This is a genomic window from Rhizobium sp. C1 (assembly GCF_021026335.1).
Classification (GTDB): Bacteria; Pseudomonadota; Alphaproteobacteria; order Rhizobiales; family Rhizobiaceae; genus Ensifer_A.
The window spans coordinates 59,098-81,344 of the sequence record NZ_JAJNCY010000002.1; the positions used below are offsets into that span (position 1 = coordinate 59,098).

21 protein-coding genes and 1 pseudogene are annotated in these 22,247 nt (G+C 50.6%); 14 read left to right on the top strand and 8 right to left on the bottom strand.

Features of this window, described 5'->3' with window-relative positions; translation table 11 throughout:
• Positions 1 to 51: 51 nt before the first annotated feature.
• The 3 genes from LQK83_RS05790 to LQK83_RS05800 all read right to left on the bottom strand — a co-directional run bounded on the left by LQK83_RS05790 (position 52) and on the right by LQK83_RS05800 (position 1,584).
• Positions 52 to 372 carry a signal recognition particle gene (locus LQK83_RS05790; RefSeq protein WP_230836409.1) on the bottom strand — a complete coding sequence of 107 codons (321 nt, stop codon included), beginning with the start codon at positions 370 to 372 and terminating at the stop codon, positions 52 to 54.
• Between the two features lie 15 nt (positions 373 to 387).
• Complete coding sequence (locus tag LQK83_RS05795) at positions 388 to 939, bottom strand: hypothetical protein (protein ID WP_230836411.1); 552 nt, start codon at positions 937 to 939, stop codon at positions 388 to 390.
• A 105-nt stretch (positions 940 to 1,044) separates the two neighbouring features.
• A complete protein-coding gene (locus LQK83_RS05800; protein WP_230836413.1) occupies positions 1,045 to 1,584 on the bottom strand; it encodes a hypothetical protein in 540 nt (179 codons plus the stop codon).
• 301 nt (positions 1,585 to 1,885) lie between these two features.
• Between LQK83_RS05800 and LQK83_RS05805 the strand changes: the two genes are divergently transcribed.
• Complete coding sequence (locus LQK83_RS05805) at positions 1,886 to 3,097, top strand: IS256 family transposase (RefSeq protein ID WP_230836414.1); 1,212 nt, start codon at positions 1,886 to 1,888, stop codon at positions 3,095 to 3,097.
• Positions 3,098 to 3,290: 193 nt separating this feature from the next.
• On the opposite strand, the gene LQK83_RS05810 is transcribed toward LQK83_RS05805, so the two are convergent.
• Entirely contained in the window at positions 3,291 to 3,674 is a 384-nt protein-coding gene (locus LQK83_RS05810; protein ID WP_230836416.1) for an H-NS histone family protein, read from the bottom strand.
• 231 nt (positions 3,675 to 3,905) lie between these two features.
• On the opposite strand from LQK83_RS05810, the gene LQK83_RS05815 reads away from it, so the two are divergent.
• Together LQK83_RS05815 and LQK83_RS05820 are read left to right on the top strand one after the other, a co-directional pair.
• A complete protein-coding gene (locus LQK83_RS05815) occupies positions 3,906 to 4,211 on the top strand; it encodes a hypothetical protein (protein ID WP_230836417.1) in 306 nt (101 codons plus the stop codon).
• The gene (locus tag LQK83_RS05820) at positions 4,208 to 4,414 is read left to right on the top strand and encodes a hypothetical protein (protein ID WP_230836419.1); all 207 of its coding nucleotides are present in this window, start codon (positions 4,208 to 4,210) and stop codon (positions 4,412 to 4,414) included. The genes LQK83_RS05815 and LQK83_RS05820 overlap by 4 nt, the downstream gene beginning before the upstream one ends.
• On the opposite strand, the gene LQK83_RS05825 is transcribed toward LQK83_RS05820, so the two are convergent.
• Complete coding sequence (locus LQK83_RS05825; RefSeq protein ID WP_230836421.1) at positions 4,397 to 4,906, bottom strand: hypothetical protein; 510 nt, start codon at positions 4,904 to 4,906, stop codon at positions 4,397 to 4,399. The two genes, LQK83_RS05820 and LQK83_RS05825, sit on opposite strands and share 18 nt — an antisense overlap.
• Positions 4,907 to 5,835: 929 nt before the next feature.
• On the opposite strand from LQK83_RS05825, the gene LQK83_RS05830 reads away from it, so the two are divergent.
• The 5 genes from LQK83_RS05830 (at position 5,836) to LQK83_RS05850 (ending at position 14,017) form a co-directional block, all read left to right on the top strand.
• Positions 5,836 to 6,357, top strand: coding sequence for a hypothetical protein (locus LQK83_RS05830; RefSeq protein ID WP_230836422.1), 522 nt, complete (start codon positions 5,836 to 5,838; stop codon positions 6,355 to 6,357).
• A gap of 799 nt (positions 6,358 to 7,156) precedes the next feature.
• The gene (locus LQK83_RS05835; protein ID WP_230836423.1) at positions 7,157 to 9,940 is read left to right on the top strand and encodes a class I SAM-dependent DNA methyltransferase; all 2,784 of its coding nucleotides are present in this window, start codon (positions 7,157 to 7,159) and stop codon (positions 9,938 to 9,940) included.
• A 3-nt stretch (positions 9,941 to 9,943) separates the two neighbouring features.
• Positions 9,944 to 11,995: a DEAD/DEAH box helicase gene (locus tag LQK83_RS05840; protein ID WP_230836425.1), complete on the top strand. Its 2,052-nt coding sequence runs from the start codon at positions 9,944 to 9,946 to the stop codon at positions 11,993 to 11,995.
• Entirely contained in the window at positions 11,988 to 13,190 is a 1,203-nt protein-coding gene (locus LQK83_RS05845) for a GIY-YIG nuclease family protein (RefSeq protein ID WP_230836427.1), read from the top strand. Before LQK83_RS05840 ends, LQK83_RS05845 begins: the two co-directional genes overlap by 8 nt.
• A 77-nt stretch (positions 13,191 to 13,267) precedes the next feature.
• On the top strand, positions 13,268 to 14,017 hold the full coding sequence (locus LQK83_RS05850) for a DUF5131 family protein (RefSeq protein ID WP_230836429.1): 750 nt from the start codon (positions 13,268 to 13,270) through the stop codon (positions 14,015 to 14,017).
• On the opposite strand, the gene tcmP is transcribed toward LQK83_RS05850, so the two are convergent.
• Entirely contained in the window at positions 14,014 to 15,156 is a 1,143-nt protein-coding gene (tcmP, locus tag LQK83_RS05855) for a three-Cys-motif partner protein TcmP (protein ID WP_230836431.1), read from the bottom strand. The two genes, LQK83_RS05850 and tcmP, sit on opposite strands and share 4 nt — an antisense overlap.
• A 1,034-nt stretch (positions 15,157 to 16,190) precedes the next feature.
• On the opposite strand from tcmP, the gene LQK83_RS05860 reads away from it, so the two are divergent.
• Entirely contained in the window at positions 16,191 to 16,736 is a 546-nt protein-coding gene (locus LQK83_RS05860; RefSeq protein ID WP_230836432.1) for a hypothetical protein, read from the top strand.
• A complete protein-coding gene (locus tag LQK83_RS05865; protein ID WP_230836433.1) occupies positions 16,733 to 16,915 on the top strand; it encodes a DUF7706 family protein in 183 nt (60 codons plus the stop codon). Before LQK83_RS05860 ends, LQK83_RS05865 begins: the two co-directional genes overlap by 4 nt.
• 35 nt (positions 16,916 to 16,950) lie before the next feature.
• Here LQK83_RS05865 and LQK83_RS05870 read toward each other — a convergent pair.
• Together LQK83_RS05870 and LQK83_RS05875 are read right to left on the bottom strand one after the other, a co-directional pair.
• Positions 16,951 to 17,115, bottom strand: a pseudogene (locus tag LQK83_RS05870) (IS630 family transposase); the annotation flags it as partial.
• A 202-nt stretch (positions 17,116 to 17,317) separates the two neighbouring features.
• A complete protein-coding gene (locus LQK83_RS05875; protein ID WP_230836435.1) occupies positions 17,318 to 17,746 on the bottom strand; it encodes a hypothetical protein in 429 nt (142 codons plus the stop codon).
• A 200-nt stretch (positions 17,747 to 17,946) separates the two neighbouring features.
• On the opposite strand from LQK83_RS05875, the gene LQK83_RS05880 reads away from it, so the two are divergent.
• From LQK83_RS05880 to LQK83_RS05895, 4 genes are all read left to right on the top strand, one after another.
• Positions 17,947 to 18,246, top strand: a complete 300-nt coding sequence (locus tag LQK83_RS05880) for a hypothetical protein (RefSeq protein ID WP_230836437.1) — start codon at positions 17,947 to 17,949, stop codon at positions 18,244 to 18,246.
• A gap of 737 nt (positions 18,247 to 18,983) precedes the next feature.
• Entirely contained in the window at positions 18,984 to 20,591 is a 1,608-nt protein-coding gene (locus LQK83_RS05885) for a hypothetical protein (RefSeq protein ID WP_230836438.1), read from the top strand.
• 20 nt (positions 20,592 to 20,611) lie between these two features.
• Complete coding sequence (locus LQK83_RS05890) at positions 20,612 to 21,520, top strand: hypothetical protein (RefSeq protein WP_230836440.1); 909 nt, start codon at positions 20,612 to 20,614, stop codon at positions 21,518 to 21,520.
• Between the two features lie 97 nt (positions 21,521 to 21,617).
• The gene (locus LQK83_RS05895) at positions 21,618 to 22,154 is read left to right on the top strand and encodes a metallophosphoesterase family protein (RefSeq protein WP_230836441.1); all 537 of its coding nucleotides are present in this window, start codon (positions 21,618 to 21,620) and stop codon (positions 22,152 to 22,154) included.
• Positions 22,155 to 22,247: the final 93 nt, after the last annotated feature.

Below are 22,247 nucleotides of genomic sequence, written 5' to 3' on the forward strand. Positions count from 1 at the left end.
GAATCGGACGCGTAGATCCGCGAATCGGTAATATTTAAACGTGAATCGGCGTTATTTGATGAAGCCGAAAGACTTTGCGACCCTGGATTCTTGGGTGCAGTAAGCGACCTTGGACGATGTCGTCATGCTTCCTATCGACATGATCCCCACCTTAGTTTCGGTGTCGAGACGTCCAGCGAAATCCATATCATCGGCCTTCACGTGCTTTTCGATGAACGCTTGGATCGCTGCCGTGTCGAAGGTCAGCGAACACGGTTCTTCTGCAGCCAAGACTTGGCCGAGCCTTTCAGCTAAGTCGTCGCTGTCACCAGCGACCGCGCCGCTCGGTATCGTCACAAAGGCAGTTAAAGCTATGGCGATGCGCATGTTCATTCTGATCTTCGTCTTTTAGAGAGGCAGGATATCGACGGACGCGGAGCCTTCGTTCAGGTCATAGGTACAGTTCACAATGACGTGCTGCATCGCTCCAAATTGGTTTTGGAACTGAGCATCTTTCTCCACCAAAACAAGCTTGCCGTTACGGACGGCATCGTCGCCAGAATGGAAGGAGCCAAAGGCAAGCCAGGGCCACGTTGGCGATCCGAATTTCGCGGCTCTATCCCCGGCTGATTTGCAAGCGACCTGTGCTTTGATCGTCACGTCGGAATTGTTAACCAGGTCGGCATTGTCTTTACACAAACGCCAGCTCGTCTTGCACGTTGGAGCTACTTGTGCTGGTTTCTCAGGTGTTGCGGTTGCCAGTTCGCCACCTGAAGGGGTTTTATCTTCTTTTCCTGAGAACCCAGTCCAGAGATAATAGAAAACTGCAATTCCAGCAGCAAGCTGCACGAGTGCCCACAGGGGATTTCCAGGAGATTTCACCGGCGCGCCGCAATGCGGACACGAAGACGCTTTGGAACTAACTTGCCCTTTGCATTCTCTACAGGTGACCAATGCCATAACTCATCCCCCAAGCCACACCAAAAACTGGCATTTCATGCGGGGTCGGTCAACCCGCGAGGTCGGGCCATTCGTCGGGCAGCACGTTTGCATCTAGCCGCATTGCTATTCAAACAATCCTTCGATCATTGACTTCGACATGCATTTGCAACCTCTTTCCATGCCGGGCCAAATGGCGGTTCCCCGTACATTTATCCCGTCGGCGATTGTAAACTCCGTTCCGTTGAGAGTTCTATGAAGCTCGTCCTGAAAACTGCTACCGGTACATGGGGCACCTGAGTAAACCCATCGAGCCCTCTTGAACCCGATTTCCTTGCACTTGTTCCGATCTATTAGTGTCGTTGCGCGGTTATTGAGAAACAGGCCAATTTCCGAAATATCGCGTTTGTCCAGATGGTTGAGCCTTAGCCGTTCCATCCCAGTCTGAAATGTGTACAGGTCCCGACCCCGCTCAATAGACGATAGCGCAATTCGGTACACGGCTTTGACATGTTCGGCCGGTATTTCATTCAATGTTTTGATGGTAGCTAACAGATCGGCCTTCACATCGGCAGTGACCAATGACTTGTCGAACTTGACGGTCGGCATTTTCCTCTTGTCGAGCAAGTCAATAAAAATGCGCGAGAAAAGCCGAATGCGGCTCATGTCGTGCCCCCGGAAACATGTTGCATCTCATGTTGCACGGATTCGCGGGAGTTGTCAGTCACTTGTTGGAAATGCTCAGCAATCTGTTGCAACACATCGCAACACGATTTTCTGCCAAAGCGCAAACTAAGTCATTGAATTTTTTGATAGTGTCCGAGCACGTGGTGTAAATTCGGAGGCGCATTGAGGTGGAAACGGCGGTTGAGAATGGGCTGCCGCATTCGTTGAGCGCAAGGTGGGCACCGGGCCTGTCGGAGAAGGTGGAGTTGCGAAGCTTCAACCTGACCGAAAGGAAGACCCGATGACCGACGATAGATTACCTCTTGCCGAGCTTGCCGCGAAGAGTGGTGACAGCGATTTTCTGCGCACGATTGCCGAGAGCGTGTTGCAACTGATCATGGAGGCCGACGTTGACGGCCTGATCGGCGCTGGCCGCTATGAACGTGGCGACGGCCGCCAGACCTGGCGCAACGGCTACCGCGACCGTTCCCTCGACACGCGGCTCGGCACGCTGAACCTGAAGATACCGAAGATGCGGCAAGGAGCCTACTTCCCAGGTTTCCTGGAGCCGAGAAAGATGGTGGAGAAGGCACTCGTCGCCGTCATCCAGGAGGCCTGGATCAATGGGGTTTCGACCCGCAAGGTCGATGAACTGGTACAGGCCATGGGGATGACGGGCATCTCGAAGTCATCCGTTTCGAAGCTGTGCAAGGACATCGACGAGCGGGTGAACGCTTTCCTCAAGCGCCCTCTTTCCGGTGACTGGCCATACCTCTGGCTCGATGCCACTTATCTGAAGGTACGCGAGGGCGGGCGCATCGTCTCTGTGGCGGCAATAATCGCGGTGGCCGTCAACACGGATGGGAAAAGGGAAATCGTCGGCCTGCATATCGGCCCTTCCGAAGCCGAACCGTTCTGGACGACATTCCTGCGCGATCTGGTGCGCCGGGGCTTAACCGGTGTCAAGCTCGTCATCTCCGATGCTCATGAGGGGCTGAAGGCTGCGATCACCCGCATCCTCAGCGCGACCTGGCAAAGGTGCCGCGTTCATGCCATGCGCAATGCGCTTGCCTACGTTCCCAAGGGCCAGCATACCATGGTCGCCGCCGCGATCCGGCAATCCTTCATCCAGCCCGACCACGAGAGTGCCGTTCAGACCTGGCGGCATGTCGCCGACCAGCTCCGTGTCCGATGGCCGAAGCTCGGAACCTTCATGGACGATGCGGAGGCTGATGTGCTCGCCTACATGGCGTTCCCAGCGCAGCATCGCACCAAGCTCCACAGCACGAACCCACTGGAGCGTTTGAACAAGGAAGTGAAGCGACGCGCCGATGTCGTCGGCATATTCCCCAACGAGGACAGCATCGTTCGCCTCATCGGCGCAGTTCTCCTCGAAGCAAACGATGAATGGCAGCTCCTCAGCCGCTACATGCAGGTCGAGGCCATGGCCGAGCTAAATCCACCAATAATCGAGGAGGAAATGACACTGCAAATTACACCGAAAGCCGCCTGATCATGACGGCCCGGTCCTCACCTGAAATTACACCAACTTGACGGACGCTATCAATTTTTTGGTGATCCAGACGCGATTCGAACGCGTGACCTACAGATTAGGAATATGATAGTCGCCCACACACACGAAGGTATCGAATGCAAAAAGGGGCAGAAATCGAATTCTGCCCTTTAATCATTACATCTTCGAAAAATTAGCCGATAAGCAAATCGTCGCGTGAGCCACCATTTGCTTCATATTCAGTAATCCATCGCGGAGCTTTTCCGACGCCCGTCCACGTTGTGTCACCATCGGGATGCAAATACTTTGCTTTCATAGGCTTCCTTTTGAAGCCCTTCGGCTTCTCAGCTGGATCGAGGCCTGTAATTATCTCTTCGAGAGTGAAGCCAGACGCCGCTGCTAGCTGTCGCATCTTACTAAGTGCATCAGCTTTCTCAGACTCATATTTTGCATCGATCAGCTCAGAAGCTCTTTCTTTCAGCGCCTTGAGCTGTGCAATCGACATCTCTTCAAGTGCGAATTTCGAGAAGTCGTGCGAGATTTCACTCTTCTCAGCCGCCGCTGTTTTGATTGCCATTTCCATCTTCTCCAGGTTTGTTACAATTCTTACTCAAATTCGATTTTGAGCGAGATTTGTCACATTTGCGAAAAATGTCAACACATCAGAATACATCATAAAAAATTATCTTTACGTGTTTCAAATTCTGTTAACCGTGCTGACGCATTAAAAAACCGTTGAAAAAGCAAGATGTTGCAAATGTTGAAATTCTAGACAATATAAAATCAAGAAATCGAAAAGGAGATCGAAATGGCTCAGTGTCACGCAACATATCATGCGACTAATCTCGCAGCGATCTTCACCGGTCTTTCTATCGGCTTCGTGAATTCGGCTATGAATGGCGCAGCAGCAGTTCGTGCAGCCCGCGCCGCCGCCGCTTCTGATAATCTCGCATATCAGCGCGATTACGCAGTGCAAATGGCCCAAGCATGGCATGAATACGCTACTGATCAAGCTGTCGAGCTGGAAAACCTGCGCGCTGAAAATGCTCGTCTGAAAGCCGCCGCTCAACAGCGCCAGTCCGTAATCGATAAGCTTGTGGGCCGGGCCGCATGATTTCGAATGACGAGCTTTATATAGAGATGTATCGCTCGTACGCAGACTATCTGCACGAGCTGAATGCTGATGAGCGGGAAGCTGAAGAGCGTCGGCTTCTCGAACGCATGAAAAAGGCCGCTTTAATCACAGCGGCCCTCGATATCATTGGTCGTGCTCCAGATATTGAGCCAGAGCCTGGCGACTTAGGCAGCCTCTGCTAAATAGAGAACACGCTGCTGTTTCTTGTCGAGAATTCGCTTCGTAAAGCGGCTCGTAGTATCCGGCTTCGGCTCTACTAACGGCCGGACACCATCAATCGGGTCAGCATCACCATCGAGAGCTGCTTGTAGGCGTATATCAGTCGCTTTAGCTACCAGCGACAGCTCACGCTCGGACAGCTTCATCAGCCAAATCGTTTGGTCGAGATTTAACTTGTCTAGGTTCATATCTAGGCGCGCTTTCGGTCTCGCACACGCATACGAATGAACTTGTGCGAGTGCTGTGCTGATCATAAGATCGGCGGCCTTCTGCTGTCCGCGAGCGCTCTCTTGCACGCGCTTTAGCTCATCGAGCGTCGGCAATCCAATTTTTTCCGGCTCGATCTTAGCCGCAGGTGCTCCGCCGCCGATACCGAAAATCGACAAGAACCAGTCAATCCCTTTTCCGGCAGCACGCATCGCTGATAAAATTGCGTGTATTATTGCTCTCAACATTGTGCTCTTTCCTCTACTGTTGATTGATCATAAGATTCATTTCGGCGATGCAAGAGACAATACATATAAAAATCTACACTCTTCTATTGATTTATTTTTTGCCGACAGACGACAAGATGCAAACTCTCGCATAAAACAGTCAATCGTCGAAAGTTAGCGGAGTTTTTTGGCGTAGATGAGCTTCATCTCGTGATCATGCTCTCAGAGAGCAACAACTACCGTAACAAGTGCCGAGCAGCATCGATCAGCGATGATAAATTCGAAGAAGCGAAGCTTCTGTAAACCAATGAAAAGACTGAAGTGATTAGCTCTAATCACATTCAAGATTTCATATTCTCGTACGTGTGAGCGGTTAACACGGGTAAGCACATGCCAGCCATCCCGATGAAATCCGGACAGGCAGGAAACAAATGGGAACTTCTTTGATCAATCTAAAGTTCCCTACCTTCTTAAGTGAAAGACGCATAGGATATCACAAATCTCTCGAAGGCTTTCCGCAGTTCAGAAGTCTCGGTGTAAGTGTTCGGCGATCCGGCTTTATATGATGAAGAGCAGGCTACCTCAGAGAACTGCAGAAAGCTCCTTGAAGAGTGGTGGAGAGCGAAGGTGAAGACAACTAAACTTCCGGTGCCTGAACCGCCGAAGAGGCCGGTCGTAAGCCCACATATACCAAGGCGCTTTTTAAAATTGGAGTGGCCCTCCAAAAGTCGGCCATTTTTGGTCTTGTGGGCCTTGAATTTCCTAAAATCACCTGCATATGGTCGATTTCTGAAGAGAAGGCGACTAGAATTAAGGGGAGATTGTTTGACCAATTTTTGGAAAACGCTATTGATCTATTTTAAAAAGGTGAAAAGGATAGAAAATCAGCACGGCGTTGATGACGCGAAAAATTAGAAAAATTCGAAAATAGCTAAGAAGGGAATACGGCAATGGATAAAGCAGTTAAAGACATTCAGGGCATGGAAATATTTTCACCTGACGAGTTTTCAAGCAATGAAGATATGATGAAGGCTCTAGTATGCAAAGCTCTGGAGGATCACTTCCAGGCAGATTTCGACGAAAATGAGCAGCTTTTAAATGGAGAGCTTTCTGGAACGCTCGATAATGGCTTTTGGGCTTTCCGTGTATATGAGACTGTAAATCAAGTTTCTTCTGCATCTTTCGGAATAACGCAATGTTTTGGAGAATATAATGCGATTTTCATTAGAGGAGAGGAAAATATTATCGTCGAAATAAATCGTATCGATGAAAGACTATCGTACTCACAGACAATGGATCATATATCCGAATACGTAGGCTTGGCAGTTCATAAAGGTATGAGCCAAGACGATCTTGACTATATGGTCGAAGACCTTATGAAAGATGGTTTAGAGCATAAGATTCTTCTTGAAAGAGAAGCGGTATTTAATGGAGTCTTCGATACATTTAATGGTCTAATTAAATTCGCATAAAACAAGTATGAATTGAAGAGGGCGAAGGTCTGGATTTCAGGAATATTTTTCTTTTCTCCACAACTCGAAAGTTGCTTTCACATCATCCAAATTTTCCCATCTTGAAACCTGATCGGCAGAATTGGTTACCTTCTCCGCCCGTCACCTGATTACCTGCATATACCGGCTCTTCGCCACACGTCAGCAGGCCTTATTCCTTATTGATTGTCTGTGTAACCGTCTTCACAGTAACCTGCTTGTCGGCGATGGGACCCGACGATAATGCCTGCAGAATTGACTTATCGCGTTCAATGACTGCAAGCTGTGCAAGGGAGAGACCGCGTTCTAATGAGTGCAAGTTGGATGAGTACAATCGGAGACCTCCCATTTCCTCGTGTTTATACCCGATTAGATGTTCCGCTCGTTGACGTGCCAACGCGCCCGTCTTAGCTTCCTCTTGCCCGCCCAAGAAGTGAAGAGAGGCGCAGCATCAAACAGCGGCGTAATATCGCTCATATAGGAACCATACAAGCGGTACCCAAACGAATGATTACCATTTTGAGCGAATTCAAGCGTGACCAACCAATCGCGAAAAAATAGATAACCCGTAGGAAAGTCCAAATTCCTGCTCGATCTCGTGCCTCTGTTCTGAGGAAACCCTTGCACATCATGAGGTGTTGAAATCAGTAATTGTTGAGGATTTCTTCGCAGGGTTGCGTGTGAAGGGGATGACCAGCCCCGTCAATCCCACTATTCCTTGGTGCGGTTAGGATCGAGTATTTCGGCATAACCTGGGTTTACGAATTGGTGGGGTTTTGAATTGAACGCGTTTGAGATCGAAGAAGCCATATCATCATTGGCCGAACAGCCGTTCGTCGCATCAGAATTTCCGTACCTGTTCCTCCAGGCATATGGCGCGAAAGAAACCACTCTCCGACGGCTTAGAAGCGGCGAGACCAATAAGTCAGACATTGGGGGTGTCCTGCAAACGACCAATATCCATATCAAGGCAGTCGCGACGGGAGCAGTGACTGACGCGCTGAGAGACCTGAAATCCAGCCCTGCGACATCCCGCGCCAAAGCCAAGTTCATCCTCGCCACCGACGGCGTTGATTTCCAGGCTGAAGACCTGAACACGGGCGAGGTGATTGTCTGCGAGTATGAGAAGTTTCCGGAGTGTTTTGGCTTTTTCCTTCCTCTCGCAGGGATTTCGACAGTCAAGCAAATCCGCGAAAGTAGTTTCGACATAAAGGCCACGGGCCGACTGAACCGTCTTTATGTCGAGCTTCTGAAGGACAATCCGGAGTGGAGCACCTCTGTACGTCGCCACGAGATGAACCATTTCATGGCGCGTCTCATTTTCTGTTTCTTTGCTGAGGACACCGACATTTTCATGAAACAGGCTCTGTTTACTGCCACGGTCGAGCAGATGAGCAGCAAGGACTCCTCAGACACGCACATTGTGATCGAGGCCATCTTCAAGGCGATGAACACACGCTCTGAGCATCGCGCCTCAGCTGGCATTCCGCGTTGGGCGAACGTCTTTCCGTACGTGAATGGCGGGCTGTTTTCGGGATCGACCGATGTCCCGGTCTTCAGCAAAATTGCACGCACCTATTTGCTGCATATCGGTGGCTTGGACTGGAAGAAGATCAATCCGGACATCTTCGGCTCGATGATCCAAGCTGTTGCTGACGACGATGAGCGTGGCTCTCTGGGCATGCACTACACCAGCGTGCCGAACATCTTGAAGGTCCTCAACCCCCTGTTTCTCGACGACCTTCGTGAGAGGCTGGAGGAGGCGGGCGACAATCCCCGGAAGCTGCTCAATCTCCGAAGTAGGATGTCCAAGATTCGTGTCTTCGATCCGGCATGTGGCTCCGGGAACTTTCTGGTCATCGCCTACAAGCAGATGCGGGAAATAGAAGCCGAGATCAACAAGCGGCGGGGGGAGCCGGAGCGCCGGTCGGAAATTCCGCTCACCAATTTCCGAGGTATCGAGCTTCGAGATTTCCCAGCTGAGATCGCTCGGTTAGCGCTGATAATTGCCGAGTACCAGAGTGACGTCCTGTATCGCGGACAAAAAGAGGCTCTCGCTGAATTCCTACCCTTGGATTCCAGGAATTGGATCACCTGTGGGAATGCCTTGCGGCTCGATTGGTTCGGGCTCTGCCCACCCACGGGAACCGACGTCAGGTTGCATAGCGACGACCTCTTCAATTCGCCCTTGGAGCAGGCAGAGATAGATTTCCAAAATGAAGGGGGTGAGACATACATCTGCGGCAATCCGCCTTATTTAGGGGCATCGTTGCAGTCATCCGAGCAGAAAGACGATCTAGCGTCCATATTTGAGACTTACACGAAAAACTGGAAGCTTTTGGATTACGTTGCTGGTTGGTTCATGAAGGCTGCCTTATACGGAACTCGTGCAAAGGCATCCGCCGCATTTGTTTCGACAAACTCCGTGTGTCAGGGCCAGCAGGTTCCGACCTTATGGCCCCTGATCTTCAAAACCGGCAACGTTATCAAATTCGCTTACACAAGTTTCAAATGGGCTAATTTGGCTAGCAACAATGCCGGGGTTACTGTTGTCATAGTTGGTTTGACTACTTCGGCAGGCACCGCGCGCTATTTGTATTCGAAAGTGGAGGGGAAGGATGTTGCCCGCAAGGAAGTCGACCATATCAATCCGTACCTCGTGCCAACAGACGATGTTTACGTGAGGTCGGAGTCTAGGCCCATCAATGGTCTTCCGTCGATGGACTACGGTAGTAAGCCAGCCGATGGGGGCGGGCTGATCATGTCCCTGTTCGACAAAGAAGCTTTAGCCAAGGTCGCCGGAGCAGATCAGTTCCTTGTTCCGTACATTGGAAGCACCGAGTTTATCGACGGGAAGCAGCGCTTTTGTTTGTGGATCGAGGACCGTCAGGCTCCGATGGCCCGGGAAATTCCCGAGATATCTTCTCGTATAGAAAATGTCAGAGCCTTTAGACAGAACAGCACCAAAAAGCCTACCCAGGTAGCCGCGCAGCGACCACATGCTTTCTTAGAGATTCGATATGGAAGCAATGCCCGCAAAGCGGTTCCATGTATCGTTCCAATTCACACAAGTGAGAATAGGGAATATCTCCCTGTCGGGTTTCTGCCTGTAGGAACCGTTGTGTCGAACGCTGCATTCGCGGTTTACGATGCTCCGCTATGGACGATTTCACTGATTGCTTCGCGTCTGCATTTAAATTGGATCGCCACAGTGTGCGGTAAAATCAAAACTGACTATAGATATTCCAACACTTTAGGTTGGAACACCTTTCCGCTTCCAAAGCTGACTGAAAAAAACAAATCTGATCTGACCCGGTGCGCCGAAGATATTCTTCTCGCACGCGAGGCTCATTTCCCCGCGTCCATTGCTGACCTCTACGACCCCGAGAAAATGCCTGCCGACCTGAAGGCTGCGCATGATCGGAACGATGAGGTGCTGGAAGCGATCTACATCGGTCGACGCTTCAGGAACGACACCGAACGCCTAGAAAAGCTGTTCGAACTCTACACGAAGATGACCTCAGGCAAACCTACCAAGACCAGCAATATCAAGATGAAGGCATAAGTCATGAGCAGCGAGAAATCCGTCCCGTCCGTCTCTGTGACTTATGCGCAGAATGGCAATTCCACGAAGCCGAACGAGCTGGGTATGCGCGTTATGCAGGAGCGCGCATACGAAAAACGAGGTGAGCAGTACCTGCTGATCAAGTCGCCCCCCGCTTCCGGCAAGAGCCGGGCACTGATGTTCATCGCGCTCGACAAGCTTCATAACCAGGGCGTTCGCAAGGCCATCATCACCGTTCCGGAAAAATCCATCGGATCGAGCTTCGCGGACGAGCCCCTTTCGAAATTCGGTTTCTGGACTGATTGGACCGTGGAACCGAAGTGGAATCTCTGTAATGCGCCGGGCTCAGACGGTGGCAAAGCAGAGGCTGTCGGGACGTTCCTCAATAGCGAGGACCGCATCCTCGTCTGCCCCCACGCGACCTTCCGCAACGCAGTTGAGAAATTCGGGATTGAGGCCTTCGACAATTGCCTGATCGCTATCGATGAATTCCACCATGTGTCTGCCAACCCAGATAACCGACTGGGCGCGCAGCTGGCCGAACTGCTGGCCAGGAACCAGGTTCACGTGGTTGCTATGACTGGCTCCTACTTCCGTGGTGATGCAGAGCCTGTCCTGATGCCGAGTGATGAGGAAAAGTTCAAAAGCGTCACCTACACCTATTATGAGCAGCTGAACGGCTACAAGCATCTCAAGACGCTGGATATCGGCTACTACTTCTACGCCAATGCCTACTCTGACGACATTCTGAAGGTCCTCAATCCCGACGAGAAGACGATCATCCACATCCCTTCCGTCAATTCCCGGGAAAGCACTAAGGATAAGGTGCGGGAAGTGGAGCACATCATCGAAGAGCTGGGCGAATGGCAGGGCACCGACCCGGTAACAGGGTTCCAGCTAGTCAAAACACCCTCCGGCCGCATCCTCAAGATCGCTGACCTGGTTGATGACGATGCAAGCAAGCGCGATAGGGTATCGGCCGCACTGAAGGACCCCAGTCAGAAAAACAACCGTGACCACGTCGATATCATCATCGCGCTCGGCATGGCAAAGGAGGGTTTCGACTGGATTTGGTGCGAGCACGCGCTGACGGTGGGCTACCGGTCCAGCCTCACGGAGATCGTCCAGATCATTGGACGCGCTACGCGGGATGCGCCCGGCAAATCACGCGCTCGATTCACTAACCTGATCGCCGAACCCGATGCCTCTGAGGCCACGGTCGCGGAAGCTGTCAACGACATGCTGAAGGCCATCGCAGCCAGCTTGCTGATGGAGCAGGTGCTCGCTCCGAGGTTCAACTTTACACCGAAAGCCAAGGCCACAGGTCCGCAGGACGGTTTTGACTATGGAGATGGCGGCTATCAGGAAGACAAATGCAATGTCGGCTTCAACGCTGATACCGGCGAGTTCCAGATCGAGATAAAGGGTCTGGCGCAGCCGCAGAGCAAAGAAGCCGAGCGCATTTGCCAGGAAGACCTCAATGAGGTGATCGCCGCGTTCGTTCAAGACCGGTCGTCAATTGAGCGTGGTCTTTTTGATCACGAAATGGTGCCGCAGGAGCTGACACAGGTCAGACTTGGCAAAATCATCAAGGAGAAGTACCCGTCGCTAACCGAAGAGGACCAGGAGGCAGTTCGACAGCATGCTGTTGCAGCCCTCAACCTGACCCAACAAGCGAAGGCGGTTCTCAACCCGAACGAGGAAGCCCCACAATCCGGGAATACCGCCCTGATCGACGGCGTCCGGAAGATTGCCTTGAGCGTGCTCGAACTGGATATCGACCTGATCGACAGCATAAACCCGTTCGGTGAGGCCTACAAAATCCTCGCGAAAGAGATGAACGAGGAGCGCCTGAAGCAGGTTGAGGCCATCATCACGGGCAAGAAGGTGCAGATGACACCCGAGGAAGCTCGCGATCTGGCTCGCCGCGCTCTCAAGTTCAAAGCGGAACGGAGCCGCCTGCCTTCCTTGACGTCGCCTGATCCTTGGGAACGTCGCATGGCAGAAGGCGTTGCGTATCTCGCCCGTATGAAGGCGGAGGCCGCCAATGGCTGATTTTACCGATGATGATGATGCTCTGCTCGCGGAACTTGGCGTCGAGGTTGAGGCCAAGCGCACAAGCACCCGTACGGCCGAGGAAGAGCGGGTCATCGCTGGGTTCGAGGAAATCCAGCGCTTCTTCGAAACAAACAAACGACTACCCCGCCATGGCGAAGCCGTCGATATCTTCGAGCGGCTTTATGCCGTGCGGCTAGATCGCATCCGTGAAATCGAAGCATGTCGTTCGATTGTCGAACCAATGGACTATCAGGGATTGCTTGGAGTTCTACCGGTCATGAGCCAGGCCGTTATCGATGAGATGGACGACGATGCTCTCCTGGCCGAATTGGGAATAGAAGCAGAAGTTTCAGAAATTACGACGCTGAAGCACGTTCGCTCGGTATCGGAGAAGCGGGCGGCCGAGGAGATCGCAAACCGCGAGCGCTGCGAGGACTTTGACCAGTTTAAGCCGTTGTTTGACCAGGTACAGGCCGAGCTGAAATCCGGCGTTCGCACGACCCGGCCATTCGTAAAAGATGCTGGTTTTCTGAAGGCTGAGATCACCGCCGGGCAGTTTTTCATTCTCGGTGGCCAGACAGTCTATGTTGCCGAGGTGGGGGAACCGATCAAAGCACCGAACGGCGAAACCGATGCCCGGCTACGGGCAATTTACTCCAATGGCACCGAGAGCAACATCTTGCTACGGTCCCTTCAACGCGCACTCTATAAGGATGAAACGGGTCGAAGGATCACGGAGCCGACGGCAGGTCCGCTGTTTGCCGACGAAACCGACGATGGCGATCTGGCCAGCGGAAAAATATATGTCCTGCGCAGCAAGTCCGAGAACCCCCTTGTCGCCCAGAACCGCGATCTAATTCACAAGATTGGGGTAACGGGCGGTAGTGTCGAGCGCCGGATCGCCAATGCGAAATTCGACGCAACCTTCCTTTTGGCCGACGTCGAGATCGTCGCGACATACGAGCTTTTCAACATCAACCGGACTAAGCTCGAAAACCTCATCCACCGTGTGTTTGGTGCCGCGCGGCTTGATATGGAGATCAAGGATCGTTTTGGGAAGCCGGTGGTTCCACGAGAATGGTTCCTGGTGCCGTTGTTCGTGATTGACGAGGCTGTCGAACGAATTAGGGATGGCTCGATCTCTCGATATCGATATCGACCTGATCAGGCTGCTTTGGTTGTCGAAGGCTGATAATTCACAACCTAAGATAATATTTACGCTTTCGTTTACCATCCGTGGTACCGTTCCGGCCGTTCCGGGAGTGGATGATGGCTGAGACGAAAATCGAATGGACCGATGCAACCTGGAATCCAGTGGCAGGCTGCTCCGTCATGAGCGCTGGCTGCACCAATTGTTATGCGATGCGGATGGCCGCTCGTTTAGAGGCCATGGGTGTCGGGAAGTATCGCGGCTTGACCCGAAAGAGCGGCGGCAGGCCGAAGTGGACCGGCGCGCTTTACCTTGATGAAAGCGCCCTGCAAATTCCGACGACATGGTCACGTCCCAGAAATGTGTTCGTGAATTCGATGTCAGACCTTTTCCATCCGGACATTCCGACCGAGTTCGTGAGAAAAGTCTGGCGGGTTATGGCGAATACTCCTCGTCATACCTACCAAATCCTGACCAAGCGGCCCGACAGAATGGCTGAGATTTTGCAAACGGAGTTCCCTGTGCTATCCAACGTATGGCTAGGAGCCAGCGTCGAGGATGGGCGCGTTCTGCATCGGCTCGATGAGCTGAGGCAGGTCCCGGCAGCCGTCAGGTTTGTTTCCTTCGAACCCCTCATCGGCCCGGTAACCGGCGGCAATCTCAACGGAATTCAGTGGGCAATTGTTGGAGGCGAATCCGGTCCGAAGGCGCGTCCGATGGACCCTGCGTGGATCGACCAAATATTCGATATGTGCACGGACTCCGAAACTGCCTTCTTCTTTAAACAATGGGGCGGCCTCAATAAGAAGAAGACTGGTCGCTCTTATCGCGGGAGAACCTGGGACAACATGCCTGCGGTCGCCGCTTAAGCCCTTTCGATCTGATCCGCGTCGTCTGGTTTACGACGCCTCGATCCGTTCTGCCGCCAAGTCTCCTTAATCTCCCCGGCTTTACCCAAGTCCACACAAATATCCTTGGCATCGGTTTTCCTCACCATAAACCGGTCAAGCATTGGCGGCCAAATTTCAGAGAATGGCTTTGGACATTTCGGCAATTGCTCGCGAAGCCAGTATTTCGCCTGAAGCTTGATACTCGCGAATTGCGCGTCGGCAGACATCTCAGCAAAAGAAGCCGCACCCTCTAAGCCAAACATGTCGCTCTGCCCGGTCTTGTGTTCCCTGATCGCTTCACGGGCAAATGCCCGCCTCATATCATGATCCCTAAGTGCCGCATGTTCGACGTCACGATAAACAGCCAGCCCCTCCGCGCTACGGGTCCCGTATACGATATAAAAATGTGTCCGGTCAGATATCTTCTCAATGGGGGTACACAGAACATGGGAGAACGCGCCAGCTCTCCCAAACTGTTCTCGGAAGAGTTTCATTAACGCCTCTTCTCGGCGCAATGACTGATCAAAGCGCTGCTGCCAGCCAGGACCTAGGATGCCGTCGAAAGATGCAAGAATCTTCGCATCCGAAGATGCCGTGAACCGGTTGACGAAGTCAAACATGAAATTCAAAAGAACTTCCCCTGGTGCGTGCTCGAAGATGGATTTCACCTTGTCGAACTCGTAACCGGTCCAGCCGGTTGGATCGATGAAGGTGAGGGCGAACGATCCCTCCATCGCCTTCTGAATCGAACTTATCGCGTTCTCAAACTTTCCGTTGAACGTCTCAATGAAAAAGCTGTTGGCTGGATCGTGAAGAGGGGCAACCGCCGCCTGCAGCTGAGCGTAGGAATCCCGGTTCTCTTCAGAGAAGAAGCATTTGATGCGCGGTCTCTTCCCGACCCGACGTACCTTTGCTTGGGCGTCCCTGAGCACCTCCAATGCAATCATAAAAGAAGAGTCGGAGTGGTCGATGGTCCGTGATTGCCACGGTCCCGAAAAGCCGTCGATGTAGGCGAGGTTCCATCCGCCATGAAGTGCCTTAAAGGCGAGCGTCTGAAGATATTTACGTAGGATAAAATGCTTGGCTTCAGTTTGCTCGCGGTCCTGGTAGATGCTCATGGACGAATCCCGGCTGCTGATCGACTCAACCTATGACTGATTTCCAAAACTGCCAACTCGCTTATCCCCCAGACTCCCTGTTTGTGCAATGAAGCGACCGATCTCCGACACAGCGGCAATCGCAACGGCGGCAGTTCTTTGAGCTTTCGAACGCTTGTTTTCGTAGCTGACCGGTACAGTCCGTTCACGGTGCTAAGCGCGGTCGTCGTAGGGCGATCATGACCAGACGCGCGGCTCGATATGAAGGGCTGAATATTCATCATGGACGGGAGTGACCGCCATCGCTGCCGTAATTAGCTTTTTCAGGGTTTATATTTGATTATTTTTCTTGAATTTCCGCCTATACATCCAAGTTGAAAACTCTACAGATTCAAACCGTTACGGTCCTTACTGTTGCCAGTGTTGACATGATTATGTAGAGAAAACAATGTGTTGACATTCTAAAAAATTCAGAAATTTGAAAAAAGTTCAAGCAGGGGCTTGCCAACTGAGGTGGATATAGCTATCTATTACACATCGGAAGCGAAGACTAGCGAAAGATTAGATCAAGCAACCGTTCCGGTCGAGGGTGTTTCGGTTCCCTCTGTGGGGTTGGAAGAGGAAGAAGTATGGCTTTATACTCTCGATGATTTCCTCGACCGGCTCCCTTGGTTCCATTTGTTGGGTCACGCGTTGCAACTGTCTACTGCCGCATGGCGGCTCTAAAAATTCATTAGTAGATAAATTCTGCTGATGACCGTTCACCGCCGCAAGGTGGCTCTTCCCCACAAACGTGGGGTGTTCCGGCGAGAAACTTCGTGTTTCAAGCTGACCTTCCACACAAACGTGTGGCCCTTCCCTCTACCTCTTTTGCGAGAGGACGTGAGGATGTTCTGAAAAGGTTGCTGGCCAGCCAGGCCGCCAGCCAAGTTTCATATCGTAATGGCTGAACCGGATCAGATTCACTCTGGTCCGGATCGGTCTTTCGTAAGCCGAGGCAAAGCTTTCGACGTTGTCGAAGGTCAGCGAAGCTTTGCTCAGAGGAGGTAAATTGAATGAAACTTTCGACCAAAGCAGCCAATTTTGGAACCCTGAATCTTGAGGAAGAGGCTGCCGCTATCAATGCGCTGTGGTTTGCCGCTCACAGAAGCAAAGGGTCTCTCGTGAGCGAAAATTTTGACGATGATGAAGGTAACTCATACGACGTATACATGATAGATGAGGCCGAGAACCTACGTGTCGTTTTCGTGAAGATAGATACACGTAGCCTTTCCATTGCCCATGACGACTTTCCAGTAGGGCGGCCGTCGTATGAATATTTCGGGCACGGCCACCAAATCGTCGCGGCCCGCTACCTGGTTACCTCGTCCAAAACTGACCGTGGCGCATTCCGCGAAGCACAGCGGCGATTTAAGACTGAGTCATGGCGTTGGCTAAATGACGGCCGTTGCCAACGCGTGAGCGTAAATCTGACAAAGGAAGAAATCGGTCAGCTGAGCAAGGTTTGTAAACAAACAATCGCCGCATCTGAATTTGGGGATGCACGCGGCGTGCTAAGCCAGCTGGCCGTGAGCCTCGCTTCGGTAGGAGGGTATGCGTGAACAAGATCACTGTCCAATTGGATGACCAGCAGGCCGCCGCATTGGCGCAGGCTTGCAAACGTGCTCGACGTTTTTCCGTGCTGGAACTGGCTGAATCAGGTCAAGAGGCTGACCTGATCGTAGATGCTCTTTCAGTTTTGAGGGTGGCATTGCGCGATGCTGGTTTCGCGCCTCGATAATTAGGACCGTGAGGAAAACCCATACGTAGCCGCTATCCCCTGTTGCACCGCCCATGGGTGCGCGCCATGTTCGTCGCAGTCCAGGTTTCATCGATGAAGACGAGCTTGGCGGGATCGAGGTCCATTTGATCATTGAACCAGCGCTGGCTCTGCTCCAGGAGATCGGGGCGGTTCTGCTCTATCGCGTGGCCAGTCCCCTTTTACGTGTATGCCCATGCAGGATGGCCCTACCGAACATCATTCCGCGCAAAGCCACGACCGTTAGCCAGGGCCGCATGATCTGCATCCAAACTCGCGATTTAGCGGACAACATCAATCGTTCTCTCGGCCGTCGCTACGTCACAATGTGCGAGAAAGCAAATTCGATTCCGATTAAGGGAGTAACGGGGGGAGTAACCATTTTCAGACATCGTCATCTTGCTCCTCGTATGACCAGTCGTCGTTCATCTGTGGCTCGTCATCGTCGATCATATTCATGAAATCGTCGGGCAGTGGTCCGCGCTCCCATCGCTTTCGCTGAGACGCTGGAGCAGTGGGATAGCGAGCGAGCATCTGCAGATAATACAGGCGCGCTGACGCACGCTGCGCAGAGGCTTCATCATCGTAGCCCTGCTTCACGAGAACGCGCTCCACGACCGCACGAATGGCTTCGCTAACCTGAATGCCTTCGGCCGTTCCAGTTTTCTCGACTGACGCTAGATAAATGGCGAGAGCCTGGGCGGCCGCAGTGTCTACATCGTCTGACTCTGGGATGCGCCGCTCCCGTAGGCTTTCGCGCCACTTCCGCGTCCGGTCTGCTGAATTATCTATAGCCTTCATCTCGTTCACCATCACATTGTGATTTCTTTCCGTCACAGTGTGGCAATATCGGCTTGCAAGAGACACGCATTAAAAAACGGTAAAAAACATTATTTTAATGCAAAAAGATGTATTTCACATTTTTTGAAAAAGCCGGTTTATATGTGAACGCTCTGTGATATAAGGCCAGGTCTAATGTTGACACCATGGACAATATCGAAAGAGGGTGATGAATGAGTGGAAATATCGATGTGTTCAGTGTTGACTTTGGTCGATATGCAGAAAGCTATCGCGCAGCTTCTGATCGATTTGCGATTAGCGATGCGGCCGTTTTCATATTGTCGTCCTATCGAGACATGATCAAAAACGGAGATGAAGAGGACACCGGTAAAAACGCCAGTGATTATCTTTTCGATCTTGCCGACCGTATTCTCGAAAGTGGAGTATCGATGAGTGAGCGTGAATCGATATCAAATCAAATTCGATACCTTGCGCAATTCTCTATCCAGAAATCCATACCCTCGCCAGAGTGATTTTGGGAGGCTCTACGACGATGAAAAGTTTCTCGCTGAGTTGCGACGTTCAGAAAAATACGATTATAAGCCGTACATCGATTTGAAGAAATTAACTCACTCTCAGAAACTGATTCTCATTTCAGAAAGAATGTTCAGCAATTCGGACGATCCATTAGATATCGTAAAAGCGAAAATCATTCACTATCTGGTAGGTACGGACATCGACAGCACGAGCGTAGAAGAATTTCACGAGCAGATTACGGCTGACATTGAGCTGCTGAATCTGCCTGTAAAAATCACATAGCTAAGCGCAGCGCCACGGAAAAGCTTGAGTAGACGCAGAATGTGTATCTGAAAATCACTGTACTCTGTATTAGTCAAAACTGTGTCGACTTTTTATTCGATTAACCCTTAAAATTCCTACGTCTGTCAACTTTCTTTTAATTCACGATTTCCCAACTTTTCAGTGTTGACAAAATGTTATAATTCAACATTTCCCAACTTTTTGTTGACAAAACTGATTTAATTCACTCATCATCCCCAATTTGAATGAGAACAATTTAATTCAACAAAATCCGCAAATTGAATCAGAATAAAATCGACAATAAAATCAGTAGTATATCGTTCTAATTCATTCTGAAAATTCACTTGAATTTTATGATTTAATGCAACTGACCTGATGCATTTTAATTAAAATACTTGCATCTTTCTCCGCCGACAAAAATATTGGTTATATCAAAACAGAGATGCAACCAATGTACATACCAAGACCAAAATTTCAACCCGTTAATCGCGGCTCTCTGATCACGCTCGCTGAAAAGCCATCTGCTATCGCAAAGGTAGCTCCAGAGAGCCCGAGACCTTTAGAAATGCTGTCTGGCGTCTCGACATCGGGCCCAGAGCTGAGCGTAATCGATTCCGTTGTTCATGAGCTTCTTATCTCGAACGCCTACGAGATCGATCCTAAGATGACTGCCGAAAGCTATAAGATCGATCTGTCGGCCCTCGTCAGATGGTGCGGTCAGAATGCGCGTAAAGATGACGTTCTGAAATCTCTCAATAAGCTTCGGTCGACGACTATCTGCTACACCGGTAGTGAAGATGCTGCACGTCGTTTTCAGAACGTGCAGGCGATCATCCACTGGGAGGAGATCAAGAATGATGATGTGATGATCGGATACCAGTTCGCGGCACCGATCAAAGAGCTGATGCGCCGCATGCCTGCTTACGCATATATCGAGCTTGCGGCTATCGGCAATGGTTCTATGTCGCTTAAATACTCACCAGCTCTTTATAAATACCTAGCGCTGCAGGCTTCGAAAAAGCGATGGCTACCTGGCGAAGATAATGAGGTCTTCGTCCAGCTATCTACTGCCAAGCTTTCTGAGATCATCGGCTTTACGGGCAATGTCGGTCAGCTCACGAGATTTCTGCAGAAGTCGATTGAAGAAGACTTTACAAAAGTTCGCCGCTTTTCGACGTCGGTTGAAGCGATCTACGAAAGCGGACGCGGTAATCGGCTTCACTCATACGCATTCACTCTTACACTCAGAGCGCCTGATTTTAGACACGTCCGGCTTTATAGAGACTACAGCAATAAGTACGCAAATAAATACGGTGGTGTGGATGATGAACACTTTCGCGTGCGCAGCGATCTATGGACAAGAGCTAATAGGGCATTCAACCGTAATGGTTTAGGATCATTCCGCGAGAAGAATTCGTTCGACCTATGGAAGATCGCACTCAACGAAGCGCTGAGCGGAAAAGCGCTGACAGATGGCTACAATACGCGTTCATATCGCGGTGATGCGCTCCTGGCCGCTATAGATGCGGAAGGCGCTGATTTTGCGGCCTGGGGCTTTCTAGCAGAAGAGGCCGATGATCATGATCTTCTGGAACATCTAGACCAGGGTATCTATGTGAAAAGTATGACAAAGATAGAAGCTGAAATGGCTCGTAGACAGCGCCTTGGCTGGAAAACTTCAAAGCTCGAAACTCGTAAAGCCAAAATACAGAAAGACATAGAAGATCAAAAAAACCGGCCTTCCGGTCAAGAGCAGACAGCCCAGTACAGAGCAGAAGTCGCTGAGCGAACTGCAGCTCTCGAAGCATCTAGAGCTGTTGAGAAGGCTTTTGAAGACGAACCCGCTGTTCGTTATCCGGACGATTTCACACTAACGGCTACTGATGAATATGCTGATTTTGAAGAACACATCAAACCGATTTTTACTCGCTATCGCGAAGGAAAAATTAGAATTCTTCATATCGATAATCCGAAGATCGATTACAAAATCAAAGCGTCTGATGATCAGATTTCAGAATTCATCGAGCGGCTCTCTGATTTCTACACAGTCACATTTTAACATTTCAATGGAGAGAAGGCATGCCATACATAACAAACCGCTATGAACAAGCAGTTGTCTTTCAGTCTGATCAAATCATGCCAGTTGAAAAGGCTAAAGAAATGATTATGCAGATTGAGAAGGCTACAGATGAGTGGTGCGGAGCTGTTGTTTGTATGCCAATTTTCAAGTTTAAAATAAAGCAAAGGAACCATATGGAAATTGAAGGCTTCATTAATGAACGAACGAAGCTGATTCCGTACGATGCAGATGCAGCAGCCGATCTTATGCTCGTTTCTGATATTGATGCTATCATGCATAAACATAAATATGCGCCTGGTGAAAAATTAAAGAGAAAAACGACTGAAAAGAAAAAGGAAGTCATTGGCCCGCTTACGAAAAAAGGCTTCGACCTTGGCTACATTCAACAAAAATACCACTTCTTTTATGATCCTCCGATGAATGAAGAGGCTGAAAAGCTTTTGAATTTGATGGACGGTTTTCCGTTCAAAGATCGCTCACCAGCCGAGAATTCTTCATGGCTTGAGCGCGAAGTTATTTTGCCGTTTAGAAGCGAGTTTCCAACTATTTATGAATTCAATAAGCTGATGAATAATGAGGTTTTGGAATCTCTGCATATACTGAAAGACAACCGACTGTATGATCATCTACCAGATGGTTGCTTTAAAATTGGCTACAATTTCACGTGGTCTTATTACTATACACAAATATCTGTATTTCTGTCCGACCTCAAAATGCTTCAACAGCTTTATAATCAAGGCGAATTTGATCTTCTAGCTAGAATGAAGAAAACGAGGTCTTCATCTTATAAGCCCGAGTTTTCAGACGACGACATGCCGGACCCGATTTTCAAACGCTTGTCTGAAAGCGTTGGGTCAACATACGACACGGCTGGTCGCGTTGAAGAGCCATATGATCCTGATATCTGATCGAGATTAAAGATTCTTCTCGAATCCGATTTTAGCCTCTTTACATCTTTTCAGCTTCGACCTAATGAAATGTCAACATTAGAACTCGGAGCTGAAAATGTCATTCGTAAATCAGTTTTTCATTTCAGACACGCACTTTTCTCACGAGCTGATGGTATTAAGCCGTCCGTTCTCATCCGTGAATGAAATGGACCGGTTCATGATCGATGCATGGAATTCAGTCGCTCGCGAGAATGACATCGTCTGGCATCTCGGCGATTTCAGCTTTACTGACGAGAAACGCACGCGGGTCATCTTCAACCAGCTCAACGGCCGCAAGCGCCTGATCCTCGGCAATCACGATCTGCACTCAGACGGCAGCATTCGAAAATCTGTTGCGCAACTCGCTTGGGACCGTCAACCAGTTCAAATGGCCGACATCCGTGTCGACGGCGAACGCGTGATCCTGTGCCATTACGCCATGCTTGCGTGGCCCGCGCAGCATCGCGGCAGCTTTCACTTTTATGGACACTCTCATGGAAAGCTGACGGCTCCTGGTAGGGCCCGTGACGTCGGCGTCGATGTGCCTGACGTCGCTTTCACCCCTAGAACATTCACCGAATTGCGCCTCGGCATGGAGGTGACGGATGACTAAGATCGATTTCATCCGCGCGTGTGTCTCAAACGACAACATCAAGAACGCTGTATGGCTTCGGCCTGACCTGCGGCTTTATCTCGCAATCGTGCA

Excerpts from the sequence above, each read along its gene's own strand:
- LQK83_RS05895 (WP_230836441.1), top strand. The coding sequence starts at position 21,618 with ATGTCATTCGTAAATCAGTTTTTCATTTCAGACACGCACTTTTCTCAC.
- LQK83_RS05860 (WP_230836432.1), top strand. The coding sequence starts at position 16,191 with ATGAAACTTTCGACCAAAGCAGCCAATTTTGGAACCCTGAATCTTGAG.
- LQK83_RS05840 (WP_230836425.1), top strand. The coding sequence starts at position 9,944 with ATGAGCAGCGAGAAATCCGTCCCGTCCGTCTCTGTGACTTATGCGCAG.
- LQK83_RS05810 (WP_230836416.1), bottom strand. The coding sequence starts at position 3,674 with ATGGCAATCAAAACAGCGGCGGCTGAGAAGAGTGAAATCTCGCACGAC.
- LQK83_RS05815 (WP_230836417.1), top strand. The coding sequence starts at position 3,906 with ATGGCTCAGTGTCACGCAACATATCATGCGACTAATCTCGCAGCGATC.
- LQK83_RS05820 (WP_230836419.1), top strand. The coding sequence starts at position 4,208 with ATGATTTCGAATGACGAGCTTTATATAGAGATGTATCGCTCGTACGCA.
- LQK83_RS05850 (WP_230836429.1), top strand. The coding sequence starts at position 13,268 with ATGGCTGAGACGAAAATCGAATGGACCGATGCAACCTGGAATCCAGTG.
- LQK83_RS05790 (WP_230836409.1), bottom strand. The coding sequence starts at position 372 with ATGAACATGCGCATCGCCATAGCTTTAACTGCCTTTGTGACGATACCG.
- tcmP (WP_230836431.1), bottom strand. The coding sequence starts at position 15,156 with ATGAGCATCTACCAGGACCGCGAGCAAACTGAAGCCAAGCATTTTATC.
- LQK83_RS05805 (WP_230836414.1), top strand. The coding sequence starts at position 1,886 with ATGACCGACGATAGATTACCTCTTGCCGAGCTTGCCGCGAAGAGTGGT.
- LQK83_RS05830 (WP_230836422.1), top strand. The coding sequence starts at position 5,836 with ATGGATAAAGCAGTTAAAGACATTCAGGGCATGGAAATATTTTCACCT.
- LQK83_RS05890 (WP_230836440.1), top strand. The coding sequence starts at position 20,612 with ATGCCATACATAACAAACCGCTATGAACAAGCAGTTGTCTTTCAGTCT.
- LQK83_RS05875 (WP_230836435.1), bottom strand. The coding sequence starts at position 17,746 with ATGGTGAACGAGATGAAGGCTATAGATAATTCAGCAGACCGGACGCGG.
- LQK83_RS05845 (WP_230836427.1), top strand. The coding sequence starts at position 11,988 with ATGGCTGATTTTACCGATGATGATGATGCTCTGCTCGCGGAACTTGGC.
- LQK83_RS05885 (WP_230836438.1), top strand. The coding sequence starts at position 18,984 with ATGTACATACCAAGACCAAAATTTCAACCCGTTAATCGCGGCTCTCTG.
- LQK83_RS05880 (WP_230836437.1), top strand. The coding sequence starts at position 17,947 with ATGAGTGGAAATATCGATGTGTTCAGTGTTGACTTTGGTCGATATGCA.
- LQK83_RS05825 (WP_230836421.1), bottom strand. The coding sequence starts at position 4,906 with ATGTTGAGAGCAATAATACACGCAATTTTATCAGCGATGCGTGCTGCC.
- LQK83_RS05795 (WP_230836411.1), bottom strand. The coding sequence starts at position 939 with ATGGCATTGGTCACCTGTAGAGAATGCAAAGGGCAAGTTAGTTCCAAA.
- LQK83_RS05800 (WP_230836413.1), bottom strand. The coding sequence starts at position 1,584 with ATGAGCCGCATTCGGCTTTTCTCGCGCATTTTTATTGACTTGCTCGAC.